Below are 19849 nucleotides of genomic sequence, written 5' to 3'. Positions count from 1 at the left end.
GGGGCGGCCGAGCAGGAAGGAATCACGATCATGCGCAAGACTTTTGCCCTCACCGCCATGGCCCTGGGCATCGCCGGGCTGGGCGCCGCGACCGCGCACGCGGAGACCCTGACGGTCGACGGTAACTACGCCACCGTCGACGCCTGCGCCGCCGACGGCAATGGCGGCCAGTTCCAGGCGGGCGGCGTGCAGCTGCGCGGCGAGGACGGCTGGCAGTGGCGGTGCGATCAGGGCTCCGACGGCCTGTGGTACATGACCATCTTCCGTTGATCGAACGCCGGTCCCCGGCTCGCGCGGAAACCGTGCCCTCGGCGAAATCGCCGGGGGCACTGTCATTTTCGGTGTTCGGTGAAAATTACTGCCGCTCAGGTGTTTCGGCGGCCCGGCAAGGGGGTATTCGGTCTCTGGGTGCGGTCCTTGCGGCCTGCCGCCGATCCGAATCCCATTCGTACCCTTTTCACTTCGCTGGGATCGCAATCAAGGGCATTTTTATCGCGCGAACCGGGTTGCGCGTTAATTGAATTACTCCCCTCAAATTTGTGATGTGTGTCATTCGAGACATTTTGTGCCATTTACTCGGCGGTAGCTTGGTTGCGCTCTATTAGCTGAGTTAAATTCCCGGATGTGTGGGAGGATCTGAAGTTTTACGGGCGGGAACGCGAACGGAGCCAGTTGGATCGCGCTCTCGCGGCGGCCCGGTCGGGGCGGGGATCGGCGCTGGTGCTGTACGGCGATCCGGCCATCGGCAAGACCGCGCTGCTGCGCACCGCCGTCGATCGCGCCGCCGATTTCCGGGTGCTGCGCTGTCAGGGCATGAGCACCGAATCCGAACTGAATTTCGCTGCCCTGCACGAACTTCTGCTGCCGGTGGCCGACCGGCTGCCGACGCTGCCCACCGCCCAGTCCCGGGCCCTGGGCGTGGTGCTCGGCCTGCACGCGGGTGCGGCCGACGCCTTCCTGGTCGGCGCCGCCCTGGTGCGGCTGCTGTCGGCGCTCGCGGCCGAGGGTCCACTGCTGCTGGTCGTGGACCAGGCCCGGCTGGTGGATCCGGAGTCGGCGCAGGCGCTCGTGTTCGCCATCCGCCGGTTGACCGCGGCGCCGGTGACGCTGCTGGTGGCGCTGCGCGACGATCCGGCCGACACGCTCTGGCGGGAACTGCCCGCGCTGCCGGTCACCGGCCTGCCCGAGGCCGACGCACGCTGTCTCGTCGCCGAGCGGCACGGCCCGCTGGGCGCGTTGCGGCTGGCCCGGATCCTCGCCGTGGCCGGTGGCAATCCGCTGGCCCTGCACGAATTGCCGGATGTCGTCGGTGATCTCGCGGGCACCGCGCCCGAGCCGATGGCGCTGGGACCCGGACTGCGCGCGGCCTTCCACGATCGCGTCGCCGCGCTGCCCGCCGGGGTGCGTGTGCTGCTGACCGTCGCCGCCACCGAGACCCGCGGCGTGCTGGGTATCGTGACCGCCGCCGCGGCGGCCCTCGGCGTTGATGCCGCCGCGTGGGAATTCACTACGGCCGCAGGCCTGCTCACGGTCGGCGACGGCCGGGTGGAACGTGCCCACGCCTTGCTGTGCGCCGCCGTTCACGATGCCGCCACGGCCGCCGAGCGCCGCGCCGCGCAGCTGGCCGTGGCGGACGCGCTGACCGGGCCGGGCACGGCGGATCTGCGTATCTGGCACCGGGCCATGGCCGCCGAGTGCCCCGACGAGGAGCTGGCCGCGGCCTTGACCGCGGCGGCCGCCGGCTCGGATCACGGGCACATGACCGCCGCGGCCATGCTGCGACAGGCCGCCGCCATCACGCCGGATCCGGAGCGGGCGGGGGAGCGGCTGGCCGCGGCCGGTCGATCCGCCTGGGCGGGCGGCGATATCGCCTCCGCGCGCGGCCTGCTCGATCGTGCCACCGCCCGGCTCGGGCCGGAGCGGGCCGCGGTGGCCGGGCGCGGGCTGGCCGGGCTGCTGGAATTCGTTGCGGGAGAACCGGAGCGGGCGAGCCGGCTGCTGTTGCGCGATGCCGAGCTGGTGGATCCCGAGACGGCCGCGCTCCTCCGGATCGACGCCGAACGCGCGCGCTGGGTGGCCGGGCACGGCGTCCTCGATCTGGATCCCGCGGAAATGACCGTGCGGGAGGGTATTTCGCGCTTCCACACCATGATCCGGCCGCTGCCGCCGGCGCCACTGGTGCTGCTGTGGGGGCTGGCGGACGCGGCCCTGGAGCCGTACACCCGGGCGGCGGCGTACCTGCGGGGCAGTTCGGCGCCCGCCGCGGTGTCGCTACTACCGCAGCTGGCGATCATCCAGTTCGCCAATGGCCGGTTCGCGGCCGCCGAGCAGACCCTGGCCGAGGCGTTCGAGCTGGCCACTGCGGGCGGGGTGGAGAACGTGCTCGCCCAGTGCTGGGCCCTGCGCGCGAAGATCGCCGCGCTGCACGGTGATTCGGACACGGTGCTGGACAGCGCGGACCGGGTGCTGGCGCTGGCGCGGCCGCGCCGGTCGCATGCGCTCATCGCGTCGGCGCACTGGCATCTGGGCTTCCATGCGCTGAGCCTCGGTGATCCGGAGACCGCGTACCTGCGGCTGCGGACCCTGGCCCAGCCGGGGCACGACGCCTGGCATCCGACCTACGCGCGGCTGGCCGCGGTGGAGCTGGTGGAGGCCGCCACCCGGGTCGGCCGGCAGGCCGACGCGCTCGAATACTACGGGGAGATCCGGGATTGGGCGGTGCGGTCCCGCGCGGATTGGGCGCTCTCGGCCGCCTACACCTGCCGGGCACTGCTGTGCGCCGGCGATCGGGCCGACCGCTACTTCCGGCGTGCGCTGGCCGTCCGGCGCACCCGCCACGATCTGAATCATGTCCGCACCCAGTTGCTCTACGGCAAGTGGCTGCGCCGGGCCCGGCGGCGCGCCGACGCGGCCGAGCAATTGCGCACGGCCGCCGAGGCGTTCGAGGGCATGGGTGCGGCCCAGTGGGTGCTGCGCGCCCGGCAGGAGCTCGAGCTGACCGGCCGCCGGGCCGCACCGGTCACCGCGCACGGCGAGACCTCGGTGCTGACGGCGCAGGAGCTGCGGGTCGCGCGGCTGGCGGCGCAGGGCCTGACCAATCGGGAGATCGGGACCGACCTGTTCCTGAGCCCGCGTACGGTGGGCCATCACCTGTCGCGGGTGTTCGGCAAGCTCGGGCTCAGCGGCCGGACCGATCTGGTCGACGTGGATTTCGACAATGGCATGCGAATTGTGCGGCCGCGCTGAAGTTCTCGTATCGGAGTGAGGCTCCCGGGCGTCATTCCAGGTGGACCGACTCGCCCCAGTAGCGCGGGTCCCAGTTGATGAGGATCATCCCGGCCACGCTGCCCGCACAGCCACCGCAGGCGTGTACCTGGATCAGGTTGTCCACATCGGTGTCTCCGGCGAGCACGGCGCGGGTGGAAAGCCACACCGCCCGCAGGTGCAGGGCGGCGGGCTTTCCACAGCGCACGCATTCCGGCAGCGCGCCGTCCGGATCGTTGCGCCCTATCCGGACTTCCGGGGTGACGGGCGCGCCGGGCCCGAGGGCGTCGTCGAGGAGCGGCGAAAATTCCTTGCGCTCACGGTCTTCCACCTCGGCAGGCTAACTATTTCCGGCGGTGTCCGCACCCCGGGGCCGCCGGGATCGGCGACCCCCTTCGGCGTCGATCCGGGACGGCGTGGGAACCGGTCGGATCAGTTTCCGGTGGTGGTGGTCGTGGTCGTGCCCGGGGTGGAGGCGCTACCGGTGATCAGCGACTTGATGACGTTGGTGAGGATCTCGGCCGATCCGGTGGTCGGAGTGGCGGGGGTGGTCGGGGCGGTGCCGTCGGCGGAAGCCAGGCCCGCACCGGCGAACAGCAGACCGGTGGCAGCGGCGGCCACACCCAGAACACGGATCTTGCGCATGAAATCTCCTTGGAATCAATCGAATCAGGGGAAATTCAGCTGATGACGAATGTTTAGCACGCAATCTTCTGGGAATGCAATGGGTATCGAATTGGGCGAGTCGCCCGATTTTCTATCGAATTCGCGCAGCATTTTAGCCGACAGTATGCGAATCAAAATCGGTCGCTGTATCGGTCATCGTATCGGTCATCGATGAAAGACTCGGAATCGCATATCTCCCAGGTGATCTCAGCCGATGGGACGGCGGCGACTTCGAGTTTGTCCGGCTCTCGGGGGCCGAGGTAGCTTGCAATGTGCGCGATATCCGGTTGCTCCAGGGGAGGGAACGAGAACAGGCCGAGTTGTCTCGTGTATTGAGCGAGGCACGCGCGGGTCGTGGTGGGGGATTGCTCTTGTGGGGTGAACCGGGAATCGGAAAAACCGCACTGTTACGCGATGCCGAACTGCGTGCCACCGATTTTCGAGTGGTGACCTGCCGCGGATTTCCCGCCGAATCGGAGCTGGATTTCGGCGCGCTGCACGAACTGCTGCTCTCGCTGATCGATCGGGTCGCCGCGCTGCCCGTCCCGCAGGCGCGGGCCCTGGCCGCGGCCCTCGGCCGGGACGCCGGGCCGGCCGACCGCTTCCTGGTGGGCGCGGCCCTGGTGACACTGCTGGCGACGGTCGCCCGGGAACGGCCGTTGCTGCTCATCGTCGACGACGCCCAGTGGGTGGATGCCGAGACCGGGCAGGCGCTCACCTTCGCGCTGCGCCGCCTGGGCGCCGCCCGGGTGGCGCTGCTGGCCGCGATGCGCGAATGCCCGGCCACCACGGTGTGGCAGCCGCTGCCCGTGCTGCCGGTCGCACCGCTGACCGAGGTGCACGCGCGACGGCTGCTGGCCCTGCGCTCCGGCGGCATCGGCGAGCCGCGCGCGACGCGCATGCTGCGGCTGGCCGACGGCAATCCGCTGGCGCTGCAGGAATTTCCCATCGACTCCGAGGACGGTGCCGGAATCGGCTGCGGACCGGCGCCTTTCGGTCCGTGGCTGCGTGCCGCCTGCGCCGATCGGCTGGCTGCCCTGGAGCCGCGGGTGCGCACTCTGCTGACCGTGGTGGCCGCGGAGGATCGGGGCACGCTGTGCCCGGTCGCGACGGCCGCGACCGAACTCGGTGTCACCGCGGCGGATTGGGAGTCGGCGGTGGCGGCCGGGCTGCTCACGGTCACCGACGGGCGCGTCGAAATGCGGCACCGGCTGCTCTGCGGCGCGGCCTACGACGCCGCGTCCACGGCCGAGCGCCGCACCGTCCACCTGGCCCTGGCCGATGCCCTGCCCGGCCCCGAGAACGGCGATCTGCGCACCTGGCAGCTGGCCGCCGTCCTCGACGGCCCGAATCCCACGCTGGCACAGTCGCTCGCCGACGGTGCCGAGCGGGTGCGGGCCCGCGCCGGAACGCTGGCCGCGGCCGCGGTGCTGCGCCGCGCCGCGGCCATCACCCCGGACCCGGACACCGCCGGGGTGCGGCTGGCCGGTGCGGCCCGATTCGCCTGGGAGGGCGGTGATATCGAGTCGGCCCAGCGTCTGCTCGCCCTCGCCGAGACCCGCACCACGCCCGCCGCGATCGCCGCGGCCAGCGGCGGCCTGCCCGGCCTGCTGGAATTCGTCACCGGCGACCCGGCCCAGGCGCACATCCTGCTGCTGCGTGATGCCGAGGCCATCCGCGCATCCGCCGCGATGCCGGAAACCGCTGCCGTGACCCCGGATTCGCCATGGCAGGGCGGCGGCGCCGACCTCGCGGCCGGCCTGCGGCTGCTCGCCGACCGGGCGGCCTGGTCGGTGGGCCGCGCCACGGACCTGCCGCTGGACGGTCAGCTCGAAATGGCCGGGGCCGCGCCCTCACCCATCGCGGCCGCACATCTGCTGCCGCCGGCCGGGCAGCTGCTCGAGTGGGGTCTGGCCGAGCGGGCGCTGGAGCCGTATCTCAGGGTGGCCGGGGGCCTGCGCAATTCGGGCGGCCGGCCGGCCGCGCTCGGCGTGCTGCCGCAACTGGCCGTGGTGCAGTTCGCCACCGGTCACTGGGAGGCGGGGGAGAGCACCCTGGCCGAGGCGTTCGACCTGGCCGCCGGCGCGGGCGCGGCCAATATCCTGGCCCAGTGCTGGAACCTGCGGGCCCGGCTGGCCGCCCAGCGCGGCGACGCGAACACGGTGGCCGAGAGCGTGGATCGCGCGCTGGCCCTGGCCCGCCCACACGCGGTGTCGGCGCTGATCGGCGGCGCGTACTGGCACCACGGCTTCCACTCGCTGACCGCCGGGGATGCCGAGTCGGCCTATCGACGCCTGCGCGCGCTCTACCTACCCGGCCACGAGGCCGCGCATCCCACGCTGGCCCGGCTGGCCACCCTCGACACGGTCGAGGCCGCCTGCCGCGTGGGCCGTTTCGACGAGGCCGCCGAGTACGCCGAGCTGATCGCGGCCTGGACGCGGCGCACGCGAGCCCGCTGGGCGCTGACGACCGCCTATTCCTGCCGGGCGCTGCTGGCCGACGAGGACCGCGCCGAGCACTACTACCGCCGCGCCCTGGCGGTCGGCGACACCCGGCATACCAGCTTCGGCCGCGCCCGTACCCAGCTGCTCTACGGCAAGTGGCTGCGCCGGGTTCGCCGCCGCCGCGACGCCGCCGAGCAATTGCGCGCCGCCGCCGACGCTTTCGACCTCATCGGCGCCACCGCCTGGGCCACCCGCACCCGCTCCGAGCTGGACCTCACCGGCACCGGCGCCAAGCACGGCGCCGGCTCGACACCGCTGACCGCGCAGGAATCCCAGGTGGCCCGGCTGGCCGCCCAGGGGCTCACCAATCGGGAGATCGGCGCGGAACTGTTCGTCAGCCCGCGCACGGTCGGGCACCACATGTCCCGGATTCTCGAGAAGCTCGGCCTCACCAGCCGTGCCGAGCTGCGGGGCGTCGACTTCGACAATGGCATGCGCCTGACGCGCCCGCACTGAGGCGCGGTTCCGGCCGCCGCGAACGCTGACAGCTAATGTCCAGCAGCAATTTTCGGATCAGGTTCGGGTGAGCTCGAACAGCCGGAAACGGCGAGTGCCCGCGAGTCGCTGCTCCATGGCGTAACCCGGCCAGAACTCCAGCGCCCGCCGCCACGCGCGATCCCGCTCGGCGCCCGTCAGCTGCCGCACCTCGACCGGGAACCGTTCCCCGCGGACCAGCAGTTCGGCCCGTTCGGCGCCGCGCAGATTGGCCGACCAGGACGGCTGTTCGGGCAGGCCCCAGTTCGACGAGACGATCAGGAAGCGTTTCTCGTCGTACGGGTCCGGGACGTAGAGCAGGCTGACCGTGCGCGGCAGGCCGGTGCGGCGGCCGGCCACCGTGAGCTGCAGCGCGGGCAGGCCCGCGACATCGAGTATTCCCTTGCGGCCGTGCGTCACTCGCCGCGTGAAGCGTTCGAGCGCGAACACCGCCGGTGCGATGCGCATGACGGTCCGGCGGCGGGCCAGGCCGCGGCCCAGCCGCGGGAGCGGGTTCCAGCGGGCGGGCGCCTCGGGCCGGCGCCGCCATTCAGCGAATGCCATGCCCCGATTATGTTGCTAGGGCGCCCAGCGCGCCCGATCCCAGTCGTCCTGCCATTCGTGCGCGTCGGCCGGGGACCGGTCGTCCGGATGCGCGGGCGGCAGGGTCTCGTCCTGGTCCCGCGGCCCGGAATCGTCCTGTTCCCGCCCCGATCGATCGGCCTCGTCGGGTGCGGGCCGGGCATCGCTGTGCCGCCGTCCATTGGCGTGCTGCAACTCGGGAAGTTCTTCGCTCATGACCATCCCTTCGTGCCGGTTATGCACAAAAGGTATCGAATGGGCGATTTCCCAGCTAACTCAGGGCTAGCTTCAGCTGTCGCTGCTGCCCCGGAACCACGGATCGTTCGAATTGAGGGCGGTGAGCAGGCGGCGGATGGCAGCGACCCGGAGCTCCTTGCCGGGCAGTTCGTCGAGCGCGCACTCCGGGTCGGCGGGCGGGCCCAGGTGGGTGCAGCCGCGCGGGCAGTTCTCGATGGCGTCGGCCAGATCGGAGAACGCCTGGATGACGTCGTCGGGGGTGATGTGCGCCAGGCCGAACGAGCGCACACCGGGCGTGTCGACGACCCAGCCGCCATCGGGCAGCGGCAGCGCCACCGACTGGGTCGAGGTGTGCCGCCCCTTGCCGACCCCGGACACCTCGCCGACGGCGCGCTCCGCCTCCGGAACCAGCCGGTTCACCAGGGTCGACTTGCCCACCCCGGAGTGCCCGATGAACGCGGTCAGCCTGTCGTCCAGCAGGTCCAGCACCGGCTCCAGCGGATCCTCGATGCCGCCGTAGACGATGGTCAGATCCAAATCCTCGAAGGCCGAGGCGAATTCGGAGTCGGCGGCCAGATCGTGCTTGGTCAGGCACAGAATCGGTTGCAGCCCACCGACATACGCCGCCACCATGGCCCGCTCCACGAATCCGGTGCGCGGTGGCGGATCGGCCAGCGCCACCACGATGAACAGCTGCTCGGCATTGGCCACCACCACGCGCTCGAACGGATCGGTGTCATCGGCGGTGCGGCGCAACACCGTTCGCCGATCGACCACCCGCACGATGCGGGCCAGGGTGTCGGGCTTGCCGGACAGGTCGCCGACCACGTCCACCTGATCGCCGACCACGATCGGCGTGCGGCCGAGCTCGCGCGCCCGCATGGCCGTCAGCGGCCGGTCCGGATCCCCGTCCAGCACGCACCCCCAGCGTCCGCGGTCCACCGAAACCACCATCGCCGCTTCGGCATCCAGGTGCAGCGGCCGGGTCTTGGTGCGCGGACGCGAGCCCTTGCCCGGGCGTACCCGGACATCGGACTCGTCGTACTCGCGCCGCCTCAGTGGTCTGCTCCCGACGAGCCGAGCATGCTGTCCCAGAGTTCGACGAAGTTCGGCAGTGTCTTGGCGGTGGTGCCGATGTCCTCGATCTCCACGCCCGGTGTCACCAGGCCGATGATCGCGCCGGCGGTGGCCATCCGGTGGTCGGCGTAGGAGCGCCACTGCCCGCCGGTGAGCGGGTTGGGCACGATGGCCAGCCCGTCCTCGGTCTCGGTGACCTTGCCGCCCAGCCGGTTGATCTCGGTGGCGAGCGCGGCCAGCCGGTCGGTCTCGTGCCCGCGCAGGTGCGCGATGCCGCGCAGCCGGGACGGCGAATCCGCCAGTGCCGCAAGGGCGGCCACGGTCGGGGTCAGCTCGCCCACGTCGTGCAGGTCGATGTCGATGCCGGCCAGGCGCTCGGGCCCGCGCACGGTGAGCACGCTGTCGAAGAAGCGCGCCTCTGCGCCCATGCGCACCAGGATCTCCCGGATCACGTCGCCCGGCTGTGTGGTGAGCCGCGGCCAGTGCGGAATGCTCACCTCGCCGCCGGTGACGGCCGCCGCCGCCAGGAACGGGGTGGCATTGGACAGGTCCGGCTCGACCTCCCAGTCCACCGCCCGGATCGGGCCGGGGGCCACGGTCCAGGTCTGCGCCTTGCGTGGATCGTTGGGCGCGTCCACGCGAACGTCGGCCCGCCGCAGCATCTCCACGGTCATCTCGATGTGCGGCATGGACGGCAGCGCCGCGCCGTCGTGGTTCACGGTGACGCCCTGCTCGAACCGCGCCGCCGACAGCAGCAGCCCGGACACGAACTGCGAGGAGCCCGAGGCGTCGATGGTGACCGGCCCGCCGCGCAGCGCGCCCATGCCGTGCACCACGAAGGGCAGCTGGTTGCCGTCGATATCGAGGCCCAGTGAGCGCAGCGCGTCCAGGATCGTGCCGAGTGGCCGCACCCGCGCCTGCTCGTCGCCGTCGAAGGCGACATCGCCGCGCGCCAGCGCCGCGACCGGCGGCAGGAAGCGCATGACGGTGCCCGCGAGCCCGCAATCGACCATGGCGCTGGTGAATTCGGCGGGCGGGGTGACGGTGAGCGTCTCGCCCTCGCCCTCGATGCCGGTGCCCATGGCCCGCAACGCCGCGATCATGAGGTTGGTGTCCCGGCTGCGCAGCGCGCCGGTGATGGTGGACGGCCGATCCGCCAGCGCGGCGAGGATCAGCGCCCGATTGGTAATGGATTTGGACCCGGGCAGGGTCACTGTCGCGTGGACGGGAATTCGGACGTGGGGCGCGGGCCAGAAAGTCACAAAGCCATCTTCGCACTCCCGCCTCCCCGAGCCTTTTCGCCGACCGATAATTCTCACGGGACTTGCGTTGCGGACCGGCGGTCGGGTGCCGTGCCCGACTGAGCCCGTACCCGATGAGTTACCCCGAACTCACCAGATCAGTTGTTCCGTCGGGCATGGACGAGCCTAGACGTATACGTATATGAGTACGTACACTATTCGGGTGATCGATCCCATCAGTCTCGTAATCGGTGGCGCGCTCGTCGGCGGCGGCTGGCTCGCGGGCCGATTCGGCTCCCGCCGCAGCAAACCCGGCACCGCGGCCGGGCCGGCCGTCTGCGGCTGCGGCCACGACCTCGCCCTGCACGACCGCGAAGCGGGGCATTGCCACGCCGAGACCTTCCGTAAGACCGGCGCCGGTATCAAAGCCTGGGCGCGCTGCAACTGTCAGCGCTATACCGGTCCCACCCCGCTCGAGGAGTTCTTCGCGCCCACGCCCTTGCCGCCGGCTCCTTGAACGCGAAATGCCGGTCTCCGTACGGAGACCGGCTATCCCTGGGATTCCGGAGGGTCGGCTCTCCCTACTTGGCGCGCCCGTGAATCAGCGGCACGATCTTGCGCAGCAGCTTCATGGTCCGGTCGGTGCGGGTGTAGGACAGCAGCGCCATGCCGGGAATCGCGAAGCGCTGCACCGCGATCGAGTGCGGACGCGAGAATTCCAGCAGGCCCGGCGCGCCGTGGATGCGGCCGATGCCGGAGTCGCGCACGCCACCGAACGGCAGCCCCGAGATCGCCGCGTAGGACAGCACCGAGTTCACCGAGGTGCAGCCGACCTGGAGGCGCCGGGCGATCTCCATGCCCTGATTCTTCGAGTACACCGCGGACCCGAGCCCGTACTTGCTCTTGTTGGTCAGCTCCACGGCCTCGTCCACGCCGTTGACGGTGCGGATGGTGACGGTCGGCCCGAAGGTCTCCTCGCACACCGCATCCGAGGACTCGTCCACGTCGACCAGCACGACCGGTTCGATGAAGGGGCCCTTGACCGATTCGGGCCCGCCCAGCACGGCCTTGCCGCCGTTCTTCAGCGCGTCGTCGATGTGCCGGCGCACGATGTCGACCTGGCTGGGCATGGTCATCGGACCGTAGGAGGCCTTGGCGTCCGAACCCGGCTTGATGTCGGTGAGGATGCGCTTGACCTCGGCGACGAACTCGTCGGCGACCGACTTGTCCACGTACACCCGCTCGACGCCCGCGCAGGTCTGGCCGGAGTTGGCGGTGGCGCCCCAGGCGACCGCGTCGGCGGCGGCCTTGACGTCGGCGTCCGCGGCCACGATCACCGCGTCCTTGCCGCCGCACTCCAGCAGCACCGGGGTGAGGGTCTCGGCGGCGGAGGCCATGATCTTCTTGCCGGTCGCGGTGGACCCGGTGAAGGCCAGCTTGTCGACGCCGGACTTGACCAGCGCCGCACCGGTCGCGCCGTAGCCGTTGACGGTGATGAAGACGCCGTCCGGCAGTTCCGGATTCGCCTCGGCGAATGCCTTGGCCACGAAATTGCCGATGCCAGTGGAGAATTCGCTCGGCTTGAAGACCACGCAGTTGCCGGCGGCCAGTGCGTAGGCGATGGAGCCGTTCGGGGTGTAGATCGGGTAGTTCCACGGCCCGATCACGCCGACCACGCCCAGCGGGCGGTACTCCAGGTGGGCGGCGAAATTGGCCATGAACGCGCCGGGCGCGACCTTCTTGGGCTCGAGCACCTTCTCGGCATTGGAGGCGGCCCACTTGATGTGCTCGAGGGCCAGCATGAGCTCGAGGAAGGCGTCGTCGAGGGGTTTGCCGTTCTCGGCGTGGATGAGCTCACTGAGCTCGTCGGACTTCTCGACCAGCTTGCTGCCCCAGCGCAGAATGTGCTTCTTGCGCTCGGCGTAGGTCAGCGCGCCCCAGGTGGCGGCGGCGGTCCGGGCCTTGGCGACGGCCGCGCGCACCGCCGCCTCATCATCGATCTTGTAGGTGGCGAGGGCCTCGCCGGTGGCAGGGTTGACCGAAGTCAGCGTGTCGGCCTGATCGAGCGGGGCGGTTTCGGTTGCAGTCATGATTGGCGGCGTCCCTTGATGAGAGTGTGATGAGACGAACGTCTCATACCGTCCAAGTGATGTCAATTGCCATCACATCGCGGGCGATTCACTTCTGGTGACTGTCGGTACGCGATGGCAGCATGGTCGTCATGTGCGGTAGATACGCGACCACGACGAATCCCGCGAAGCTGGCCGTCGAGCTCGACGCTATCGACGAGACCGGCGACAAGGGCTTCGATCCGAATTACAACGTGGCCCCCACCAATCAGGTGCTCACGGTCGTCGAACGCCACGACCGCGACCACCCGGAGGACCCGGCCACCCTGCGCATCCGGGCCATGCGCTGGGGCCTGATCCCGCCCTGGACCAAGGCCGCCGAGCCCGGGATCCCGGTGAAGGGCAAACCGCTGTTCAATGCCCGCGCCGACAAGGCCGCCACCACCGCTTCCTTCCGTGATGCGGTGAAGAAGCGCCGCTGCCTGGTGCCCATGGACGGCTGGTACGAGTGGGTCACCGAGGCCGATGCGCTCGGAAAGGCCGTCAAGCGGCCGTATTTCATGTCCCGCGCCGACGGGGGACGCCTCTATATGGCGGGTCTCTGGTCGGTCTGGCGGGACCGCAGCCAGGGCGACGAGGCGCAGCCCCTGCTGTCCTGCACGATCCTGACCACCGATGCGGTCGGCGATCTGACCAAGGTCCACGACCGCATGCCCCTGCCGATGCCGCGCGAGCACTGGGACGCGTGGCTGGACCCCGACCACCCCGCTCCCGAATCGCTGCTGGAAACGCCTTACCCCGCAGCGGTTTCGGACATTCTGGTGCGCGAAGTGCCGTCGCTGGTCAACAGCGTCAAGAACAACGGCCCCGAACTGCTGGCGCAGGTGGACGAACAGGCCGGTCAGATCAGCCTGATCTGAACGTCTTCCTTCCCGTTCCAATACCGTGCCCCGCTGCGGAATGCAGCGGGGCACGGGAGCTTCGAGAGTTCGTCTCAACCGCACTTCACGGTCGGCAGCCCGATATTGAGCGTGCACTTGAGGGTGTCGGCCATCGAGTCGATCATCCTGGTGATGATGTTGCCGCCGAGCTTTTCCGCCTTGTCGATGCGCTCGTCCTTCTTCTGCTGCTGCCCGCCGCCCGGAGCGCCCGGGTCGGGGAAGCTCGGATTGACCGGAGCGGCGTGCACCGGCGCGGCCGTCGCGAGCGCGATCGTCAGCGGGGCGGATCCCAGTGCCAGTACCAGAGCTCCGGCGGCGACGGCCGTGCGAATTCGCCGATGGTGAGACATAAACCGCATCACATCCTCGGGTTCGTATAGGACCTTGCGGACAAAAGGTTCACAACAAGCTCACTGCGCGCTCCCAAGTAACTCACAGAAATTCGGCCGAATTGTGAAAGGGCAATGCCCCCGCCGCGTCTCCGCGTCGGGGGCATTGCCGATTCGATTGTCGTCCGGCCGGTCAGACCGCGGCGGCGTCCGCCTCCTCGATGGCTTCCTTTCTGGCCTGGATGCCACCTGCGCTGCGCAGCGGCACCTCCTTCCAGAACAGCACCAGGATGAATCCGAGCAGCGCCACGAAGGTGGCCGACAGGAACACCCGGTCCATGGACTTGGCGAAGCCCTCCTTGAAGGGGTGCGCCAGCGTCGGATTCAGCTGCTGGATCACCGAGCTGTCGTTGAGCACCTGGCCCACGACCGCCGGCGCGGTCTCCTGGTTCGACAGGCCGAGGACGACCTTCTTGTCGACCGAGTCGGGGCCCTTCACCGCGTCCGCGGCGGCCTGCGTATAGGCCTGGTCGCCCCGGACACTCTCCAGCGAGGTGGTGATGTTCGGAGCGAGCTGGGTGAACAGCACCGACAGGAACACCGCCACACCCAGGGTGCCGCCGATCTGGCGGAAGAAGGTCGCGGCCGCGGTGGACACGCCCATGTCCTTGGGCGGCAGCGCGTTCTGCAGCGCCAGGGTCAGCGGCTGCATCAGGTTGCCCAGGCCGAAGCCGGTGATGGCCATGAAGATCATGACGACCCACAGCCCGGTGTCGGCCGACACCAGGTGCAGCAGGAACAGGCCCGAGGTCAGCAGCGCCGCGCCCACCGGCGGGAAGTACTTGTACCGTCCGGTCCGGGCGATCAGCTGGCCGGCCAGGATCGAGCCGGTCATCATGCCCGCCACCAGCGGCAGCATCAGCAGGCCCGCCTTGGTCGGGCTCGCGCCCTGCACCACCTGCAGGTACTGCGGCAGCAGGGTGATGCCGCCGAACATGGCCGCACCGACCACCACCGAGATGACCACGCCGAGGGCGAAGGTGGAGTTCTTGAACATGCGCAGCGGGATCAGCGCCGCGTCGCCCTGCCTGGCCTCGACCGCGATGAAGGACAGCACGCCGATCGCGCCCAGCGCGTAGCAGAGGATGGCATGGCTGCTGGTCCAGCCCCATTCGCGGCCCTGCTCGGCGACCACCAGCAGCGGCACCAGGCCGACGATCAGCGCCGAGATGCCCATCCAGTCGATCGGCACCTTGGTGACGGGGCGCTTGGGCAGCTTGAGCACGCGGGTCACCACGGCCAGCGCGATGATGCCGACCGGGACGTTCACCAGGAAGACCCAGCGCCAGCCGGTGACGCCCAGGATCTGGTCGGTGCCCGACAGGATGCCGCCGACGACCGGGCCGACCACGCTGGAGGTGCCGAACACGGCCAGGAAGTAGCCCTGGTAGCGGGCGCGCTCTCGCGGGGACACGATGTCGCCCATGATGGTCAGCGCCAGCGACATCAGACCACCCGCGCCCAGGCCCTGGAAGGCCCGGAAGGCGGCCAGCTCGTACATGGAGGTCGCCATGGAACAGGCCAGTGAGCCGACCACGAAGATGGAGATGGCGGCCAGGTAGAACGGCTTGCGGCCGTACATGTCCGAGAGCTTGCCGTAGAGCGGCGTCGCCAGGGTCGAGGTGATCAGGTAGGCGGTGGTCACCCACGCCTGCGCCGAATAGCCGTGCAGCTCATCGGCGATGGTGCGGATGGAGGTCGACACGATGGTCTGATCCAGGGCCGCCAGCAGCATGCCCATGATCAGGCCGCTCATGATGACCAGGATCTGCTTGTGGGTGAAGCCGGCCGAATTGAGTTCCGGCTCCGCCACTTCCGTTTGTGTAGTCACGAATTGCTCTCCGCGGGTGCGTAATAGGACTGAAGGTCTCTGTGGGCCGCGATATCGGCCAGCATGCGCTGCCGGGTCTCCTCGTAGCCGTCGACGAAGCGCCGCAGCAGGGCGGCGAAGGTCTCCCGTTCATCGGGATCCCAGCCGACCAGCATGTGGCGCAGCGAATCGTTGCGGCGGGCCCGGATCTGGGCGGCCACGGTGCGGCCGGTGTCGGTCACGTCGAGGACGCTGACCCGGCCGTCGGCCGGATCCGCGCGGCGCTCGATGAGTCCGCGCTTGACCAGGCTCGCGACCTGCCGGCTGATGGTCGAGGCGTCGGAATAGAGGGCCTCGGCCAGCGCGCCCGAGCGTTTCGGGCCGTCGTGGATCAGCTGGAACAGGATGCTGAACGCGGCCGGTTCGATCTCGCCCTGTGTCATGGACGCGACCTGCGCATTGGTGCGGTCGCGCAGTTTGGTGAGCCGGGCGATCTCGTAGGCGATGGCGTCGACAAGGCCGTCGTCGATGTCGGTGGGGGTAGTCGCCGGGTCATCGTCGGTCACGGTCGGTCTCACCTCCTTGCGTCGGTCAACTGCTTGTATGCGTCAACTAGTTGTACGGCGCAAGTATTCCGACATGGTTGTCCCTTGGCAAGTTTTTTCCGGAGGTTGTGTCTCCGCTCACGGGAGAATCGGACAATTCGCCCTTCTGGGGCAGGTCAGGCCACCGCGACCGCCGCCGTCACCGCTCCCGTGAGCCGGACCAGATCCGCCGGGGCGAGCTCGATCTCCAGCCCGCGCTTACCCGCGCTGCACAGCACCCGATCCCACTCCAGCGCCGACTCGTCGACGACGGTCGGCAGCCGCTTCTTCTGCCCCAGCGGCGAAATCCCGCCCAGCACATACCCGGTCGTCCGCTCCGCCTTGGCCTTGTCGGCCATGGCGGCCTTGCCGCCGCCCAGCGCCGCGGCCGCCGCCTTCAGCGACAGCGTGGTCGGCACCGGCAGTACCGCCACCGCCAGCCCGCCCGACCCCAGCTCGATCACCAGCGTCTTGAAGATCTGCCCGGCGGTAACCCCGAGCTCGCCGGCGAGCGCCTCCACTGCCTCCGCCCCGTACGAATCACTGCGCGGGTCATGGGTATACGAGTGCACCCGGTGATCCACCTTCGCCTGCATCAGAGCCTTGATCGCCGGGGTCGGAGCTGCAGCCATGGGCTCACCCTATCCAGCGAACGCAACCGGATTTCGGGTGCTGGGAACAGGGTGAGCGCCACGCCTGTTGCACGCGATACGCGCTTCGCAGCAACCGCAGGGCCCACGGTTCGCGGGCGCACGCATCCCATTCATCCAAGGAGGAGTCGGTGACCGTTCTGGTCGAAGAGCCCCCGGTGCGGACCGGGCCGCTGCTGTTCCGCAGGGGAGCCGCCGACGTCGCGCCCCCGGCCGGTTTCCTGGCCGAATCCCTGTTCGCGGTAGATTCAATTGCTACGGCGATCGAAGGGATTAGCGTGACGAGCGACGACGACATGGTCGATCGCCAGCGTGATGACGACGCGGACAGCGAGCGCATCGACGCCGGCGACGATCAAGCGGTCGACTATGACGAGGTGAGCGAATCCGGTGCCAGGAGTACCGAATCCGCGGCGGAACTGGCCGCGCGATTCGAGCGTGACGCGCTCCCGCTGCTGGACCAGCTCTACGGGGCGGCGTTGCGCATGACTCGCAACCCGGCCGATGCCGAGGATCTGGTGCAGGAGACCTTCGCCAAGGCCTACCAGGGGTTCCGCTCGTTCCGCGAGGGCACCAACCTGCGGGCGTGGCTGTACCGCATCCTCACCAATACCTACATCAACTCGTATCGGAAGAAGCAGCGCCAGCCCGCGCAGTATCCGACCGACGAGATCACCGACTGGCAGCTGGCCTCCACCGCCGAGCACACCTCCACCGGTCTGCGCTCCGCGGAGATGGAAGCCCTCGAGGCGCTGCCGGACGACGACATCAAGGCCGCTCTGCAGTCGCTTCCCGAGGAGTTCAGGATGGCGGTGTACTACGCCGACGTGGAGGGCTTCCCCTACAAGGAAATCGCCGAGATCATGGGAACTCCCATCGGTACCGTGATGTCCCGTCTGCACCGTGGCCGCAAGCAGCTCAAGGGCCTGCTCGCCGACGTGGCGCGGGAACGTGGATTCAATCGGTCGGGCAGCGATGCGGCGCGTGAGGAGGTAACCCAGTGAGCGACGAGATGGAAGAACTGGACTGCTCGGCGGTGCTCGCCGATGTCTGGCTGCTCCTGGACAACGAGTGCGACGACACCGTGAAGGCACGGTTGCGTGAGCACATCGACCGTTGCTCGCCGTGCATCGAGGCCTACGGCCTGGAGGAGAAGCTGAAGTCGCTGCTGAATCGCAAATGCGGCGGCGACCGCGCACCCGATTCGCTGCGCCAGCGCCTGACGCTGGAGATCCGGACCAGCTACACGCGGGTCGAGACCCGGATCGAATCCGCGGAATAGGGACCTACCCGGATACAGCTGAGCGGCACCCTTCCCGATGGGAAGTGGTGCCGCTCAGCAGTTTTCGAGCTTTTCGCTACGGCTCAGGCGTTCGGCCGCTTGCCGTGGTTGGCGGCATTCTTCTTGCGGCCACGCTTCTTACGTCCACGCTTACCCATAGGTAATCTCCCTTCAGTCGGCCGTCATTCTGTCATGTGTGGTTGGCTGTACCTTCAGGGGCTACGGGTCAACTCGAACGCGAGAGGTGTACATGGCTGAGGAAGTGAAGGCCGAGATGGTGTCGACTGTGCTGAACATCGAGGTCGCTGTCGGCGACAAGGTCAGCGTCGACCAGACCCTGGTCCTGCTGGAGTCGATGAAGATGGAGATCCCCGTCATCGCCGAGATCGAGGGCACCGTCGCCTCCATCCACGTCAGCCCCGGCCAGGTGCTGCAGCAGGGTGACCTGATCGCCGTCATCTCCTGAGCAACGAGCCCCCGACCTGCTCCTGACGCGCCCTTGCCATGTCGCGTGGGAACATACACGCGACGTGGGAACAGAGGAGCGTGGGTGAATGTCGACACTGAGTGAGCTACTGGCCGAACACACCGATCTACCGGGTGCGGCCGTCGACCATTTGCAGCGGGTGGTGGGGGACTGGCAGTTGCTGGCGGATCTGTCCTTCGCGGATCTGCTGCTCTGGGTGGGCACGGGCCCGATCAGTGCGGGCGCGGAGGTGGTGTGCGTGGCCCAGTGCCGCCCCACCACCGCGCCCACCGTGCACCTCGAGGATCTGGTCGGCACCCTCGCCACCAAGGAGGCGAATCCGCAGGTGTTCGAGGCCCTGCTGACCGCCGATATCGCTCGTACCGAGACCGATACCGCCCTCACCGGCGTCTATCACCCGCATCCCGTGCACGCCATGCGCGAGGCGATTCCGGTGCGGGTCGGTGACGACATCATCGCCGTGCTCGGCCGCGATACCGATACCCAGCGTCGCAAGATGCGCTCCAGCCTCGAGATCGCCTACATGTCCTGCGCGGACGACCTGTGCCAGATGGTCGCCGACGGCACCTGGCCCGCGCTCGAGGACCGCACCGGCGCGCACTCCAGCCCCCGCGCGGGCGACGGTTTCATCCGCCTCGACACCGAGGGCACCGTTGTCTACGCCAGCCCCAACGCCCTGTCGGCCTATCACCGCATGGGTTTGCAGAACGACCTGGTCGGCCAGGATCTGGCGCTGACCACCCGCTCGCTGATCACCGATCCGTTCGACGCGCAGGAAGTCGTCGGCGACATCCAGGCGGCCCTGGCCGGAAAGGCCGGGCGCCGAATGGAAGTCGAGGCGCGCGGGGCGACCGTGCTGCTGCGCACCCTGGTGCTGCGCCCGCACGGGGAACTCGGCGGAGCCGCGGTGCTGGTCCGCGATGTCACCGAGGTGAAGCGGCGCGACCGTGCGCTGCTGTCCAAGGACGCGACGATTCGCGAGATCCACCACCGGGTGAAGAACAACCTCCAGACGGTGGCCGCGCTGTTGCGACTGCAGGCCCGCCGCACCGAGAACGAGGAGGCCCGCCTGGCCCTGACCGAATCGGTCCGCCGGGTCACCTCGATCGCCTCGGTGCACGAAATGCTGTCCATGTCGGTTGACGAAGAGGTCGATCTGGACGAGGTGGTGGACCGCCTGCTGCCGATCATGGCCGATGTGGCGACCGTGCACACCGCCCGCATCAAGGTGCGCCGCGCCGGATCGCTCGGCGTCTTCTCCGCCGAACGGGCGACGCCGCTGGTCATGGTGCTGACCGAGCTGGTGCAGAACGCCATCGAGCACGCCTTCGACGCCGGCGAGAACGGTACTGTCACAATCCGTTCCGAGCGTTCGGCCCGCTGGCTCGACGTCATCATCAGCGACGACGGCCGCGGCCTGCCCGACGGATTCAGCCTGGAAGCCTCCGACCGGTTGGGCCTGCAAATCGTCCGCACTCTCGTGACGGCGGAATTGGGCGGGTCCATCGGACTTCACCCCGGCGCCGATGTCGGCACCGACGCGGTGCTGCGAGTTCCCCTCGGCCGGCGCTCCGCCCGCTGAAACATATTGC

The 19849-nt window shown here is 69.3% G+C and carries 21 protein-coding genes; 9 read left to right on the top strand and 12 right to left on the bottom strand.

Annotation, left to right across the window (positions count from 1 at the left end):
• The first annotated feature begins 30 nt into the window (after window positions 1-30).
• On the top strand, window positions 31-270 hold the full coding sequence (locus ACFXHE_RS04065; RefSeq protein WP_379379558.1) for a hypothetical protein: 240 nt from the start codon (window positions 31-33) through the stop codon (window positions 268-270).
• A gap of 354 nt (window positions 271-624) precedes the next feature.
• Window positions 625-3246, top strand: a complete 2622-nt coding sequence (locus ACFXHE_RS04060; protein WP_379379556.1) for an AAA family ATPase — start codon at window positions 625-627, stop codon at window positions 3244-3246.
• Window positions 3247-3277: 31 nt separating this feature from the next.
• Here the strand turns inward: ACFXHE_RS04060 and ACFXHE_RS04055 are convergent, their stop codons facing one another.
• Both ACFXHE_RS04055 and ACFXHE_RS04050 read right to left on the bottom strand, forming a co-directional pair.
• On the bottom strand, window positions 3278-3595 hold the full coding sequence (locus ACFXHE_RS04055; protein WP_364607517.1) for a hypothetical protein: 318 nt from the start codon (window positions 3593-3595) through the stop codon (window positions 3278-3280).
• A 101-nt stretch (window positions 3596-3696) separates the two neighbouring features.
• The gene (locus tag ACFXHE_RS04050; protein ID WP_379379554.1) at window positions 3697-3909 is read right to left on the bottom strand and encodes a hypothetical protein; all 213 of its coding nucleotides are present in this window, start codon (window positions 3907-3909) and stop codon (window positions 3697-3699) included.
• Window positions 3910-4202: 293 nt separating this feature from the next.
• Here ACFXHE_RS04050 and ACFXHE_RS04045 point away from each other — a divergent pair, with 293 nt between their 5' ends.
• Window positions 4203-6890, top strand: a complete 2688-nt coding sequence (locus ACFXHE_RS04045) for an AAA family ATPase (RefSeq protein ID WP_379379552.1) — start codon at window positions 4203-4205, stop codon at window positions 6888-6890.
• 57 nt (window positions 6891-6947) lie between these two features.
• On the opposite strand, the gene ACFXHE_RS04040 is transcribed toward ACFXHE_RS04045, so the two are convergent.
• From ACFXHE_RS04040 to aroA, 4 genes are all read right to left on the bottom strand, one after another.
• Window positions 6948-7472, bottom strand: a complete 525-nt coding sequence (locus ACFXHE_RS04040) for a nitroreductase family deazaflavin-dependent oxidoreductase (protein WP_379379550.1) — start codon at window positions 7470-7472, stop codon at window positions 6948-6950.
• Window positions 7473-7487: 15 nt separating this feature from the next.
• Window positions 7488-7706, bottom strand: a complete 219-nt coding sequence (locus ACFXHE_RS04035) for a hypothetical protein (RefSeq protein ID WP_379379548.1) — start codon at window positions 7704-7706, stop codon at window positions 7488-7490.
• A 72-nt stretch (window positions 7707-7778) separates the two neighbouring features.
• Window positions 7779-8822, bottom strand: coding sequence for a ribosome small subunit-dependent GTPase A (gene rsgA, locus ACFXHE_RS04030; protein ID WP_379380387.1), 1044 nt, complete (start codon window positions 8820-8822; stop codon window positions 7779-7781).
• Window positions 8783-10066, bottom strand: a complete 1284-nt coding sequence (gene aroA, locus ACFXHE_RS04025) for a 3-phosphoshikimate 1-carboxyvinyltransferase (RefSeq protein ID WP_379379546.1) — start codon at window positions 10064-10066, stop codon at window positions 8783-8785. The genes rsgA and aroA overlap by 40 nt, the downstream gene beginning before the upstream one ends.
• 202 nt (window positions 10067-10268) lie before the next feature.
• Here aroA and ACFXHE_RS04020 point away from each other — a divergent pair, with 202 nt between their 5' ends.
• Window positions 10269-10562 carry a hypothetical protein gene (locus tag ACFXHE_RS04020; protein ID WP_379379544.1) on the top strand — a complete coding sequence of 98 codons (294 nt, stop codon included), beginning with the start codon at window positions 10269-10271 and terminating at the stop codon, window positions 10560-10562.
• Window positions 10563-10626: 64 nt separating this feature from the next.
• Here the strand turns inward: ACFXHE_RS04020 and ACFXHE_RS04015 are convergent, their stop codons facing one another.
• Window positions 10627-12135: an aldehyde dehydrogenase family protein gene (locus tag ACFXHE_RS04015; RefSeq protein WP_379379542.1), complete on the bottom strand. Its 1509-nt coding sequence runs from the start codon at window positions 12133-12135 to the stop codon at window positions 10627-10629.
• A 131-nt stretch (window positions 12136-12266) separates the two neighbouring features.
• Between ACFXHE_RS04015 and ACFXHE_RS04010 the strand changes: the two genes are divergently transcribed.
• Window positions 12267-13034: an SOS response-associated peptidase gene (locus ACFXHE_RS04010; RefSeq protein ID WP_379379540.1), complete on the top strand. Its 768-nt coding sequence runs from the start codon at window positions 12267-12269 to the stop codon at window positions 13032-13034.
• Window positions 13035-13108: 74 nt separating this feature from the next.
• On the opposite strand, the gene ACFXHE_RS04005 is transcribed toward ACFXHE_RS04010, so the two are convergent.
• The 4 genes from ACFXHE_RS04005 to ybaK form a co-directional block, all read right to left on the bottom strand.
• A complete protein-coding gene (locus ACFXHE_RS04005; RefSeq protein WP_379379538.1) occupies window positions 13109-13405 on the bottom strand; it encodes a hypothetical protein in 297 nt (98 codons plus the stop codon).
• A gap of 172 nt (window positions 13406-13577) precedes the next feature.
• Entirely contained in the window at window positions 13578-15200 is a 1623-nt protein-coding gene (locus ACFXHE_RS04000) for an MDR family MFS transporter (protein ID WP_379380385.1), read from the bottom strand.
• 71 nt (window positions 15201-15271) lie between these two features.
• Entirely contained in the window at window positions 15272-15820 is a 549-nt protein-coding gene (locus tag ACFXHE_RS03995) for a MarR family winged helix-turn-helix transcriptional regulator (RefSeq protein WP_379379536.1), read from the bottom strand.
• Between the two features lie 155 nt (window positions 15821-15975).
• A complete protein-coding gene (gene ybaK, locus ACFXHE_RS03990; RefSeq protein ID WP_379379535.1) occupies window positions 15976-16470 on the bottom strand; it encodes a Cys-tRNA(Pro) deacylase in 495 nt (164 codons plus the stop codon).
• Between the two features lie 149 nt (window positions 16471-16619).
• Here ybaK and ACFXHE_RS03985 point away from each other — a divergent pair, with 149 nt between their 5' ends.
• Window positions 16620-17492, top strand: a complete 873-nt coding sequence (locus ACFXHE_RS03985) for a sigma-70 family RNA polymerase sigma factor (RefSeq protein WP_379379533.1) — start codon at window positions 16620-16622, stop codon at window positions 17490-17492.
• Between the two features lie 8 nt (window positions 17493-17500).
• Window positions 17501-17770 (top strand): mycothiol system anti-sigma-R factor, encoded by a 270-nt coding sequence (gene rsrA, locus ACFXHE_RS03980; protein ID WP_379380383.1) that lies wholly within the window; start codon window positions 17501-17503, stop codon window positions 17768-17770.
• An 83-nt stretch (window positions 17771-17853) separates the two neighbouring features.
• Here rsrA and ACFXHE_RS03975 read toward each other — a convergent pair whose 3' ends face one another.
• Window positions 17854-17928, bottom strand: coding sequence for a 50S ribosomal protein bL37 (locus ACFXHE_RS03975; protein ID WP_153805149.1), 75 nt, complete (start codon window positions 17926-17928; stop codon window positions 17854-17856).
• Between the two features lie 92 nt (window positions 17929-18020).
• Between ACFXHE_RS03975 and ACFXHE_RS03970 the strand changes: the two genes are divergently transcribed.
• Together ACFXHE_RS03970 and ACFXHE_RS03965 are read left to right on the top strand one after the other, a co-directional pair.
• Window positions 18021-18236, top strand: coding sequence for a biotin/lipoyl-binding carrier protein (locus ACFXHE_RS03970; RefSeq protein WP_379379531.1), 216 nt, complete (start codon window positions 18021-18023; stop codon window positions 18234-18236).
• Window positions 18237-18324: 88 nt separating this feature from the next.
• Entirely contained in the window at window positions 18325-19839 is a 1515-nt protein-coding gene (locus ACFXHE_RS03965) for a sensor histidine kinase (RefSeq protein ID WP_379379529.1), read from the top strand.
• The last annotated feature ends 10 nt before the right edge of the window (window positions 19840-19849 follow it).

This window comes from Nocardia sp. NPDC059229 (genome assembly GCF_042754165.1).
GTDB lineage: Bacteria > Actinomycetota > Actinomycetes > Mycobacteriales > Mycobacteriaceae > Nocardia.
This window is presented reverse-complemented; position numbering and strand designations above follow the sequence as displayed.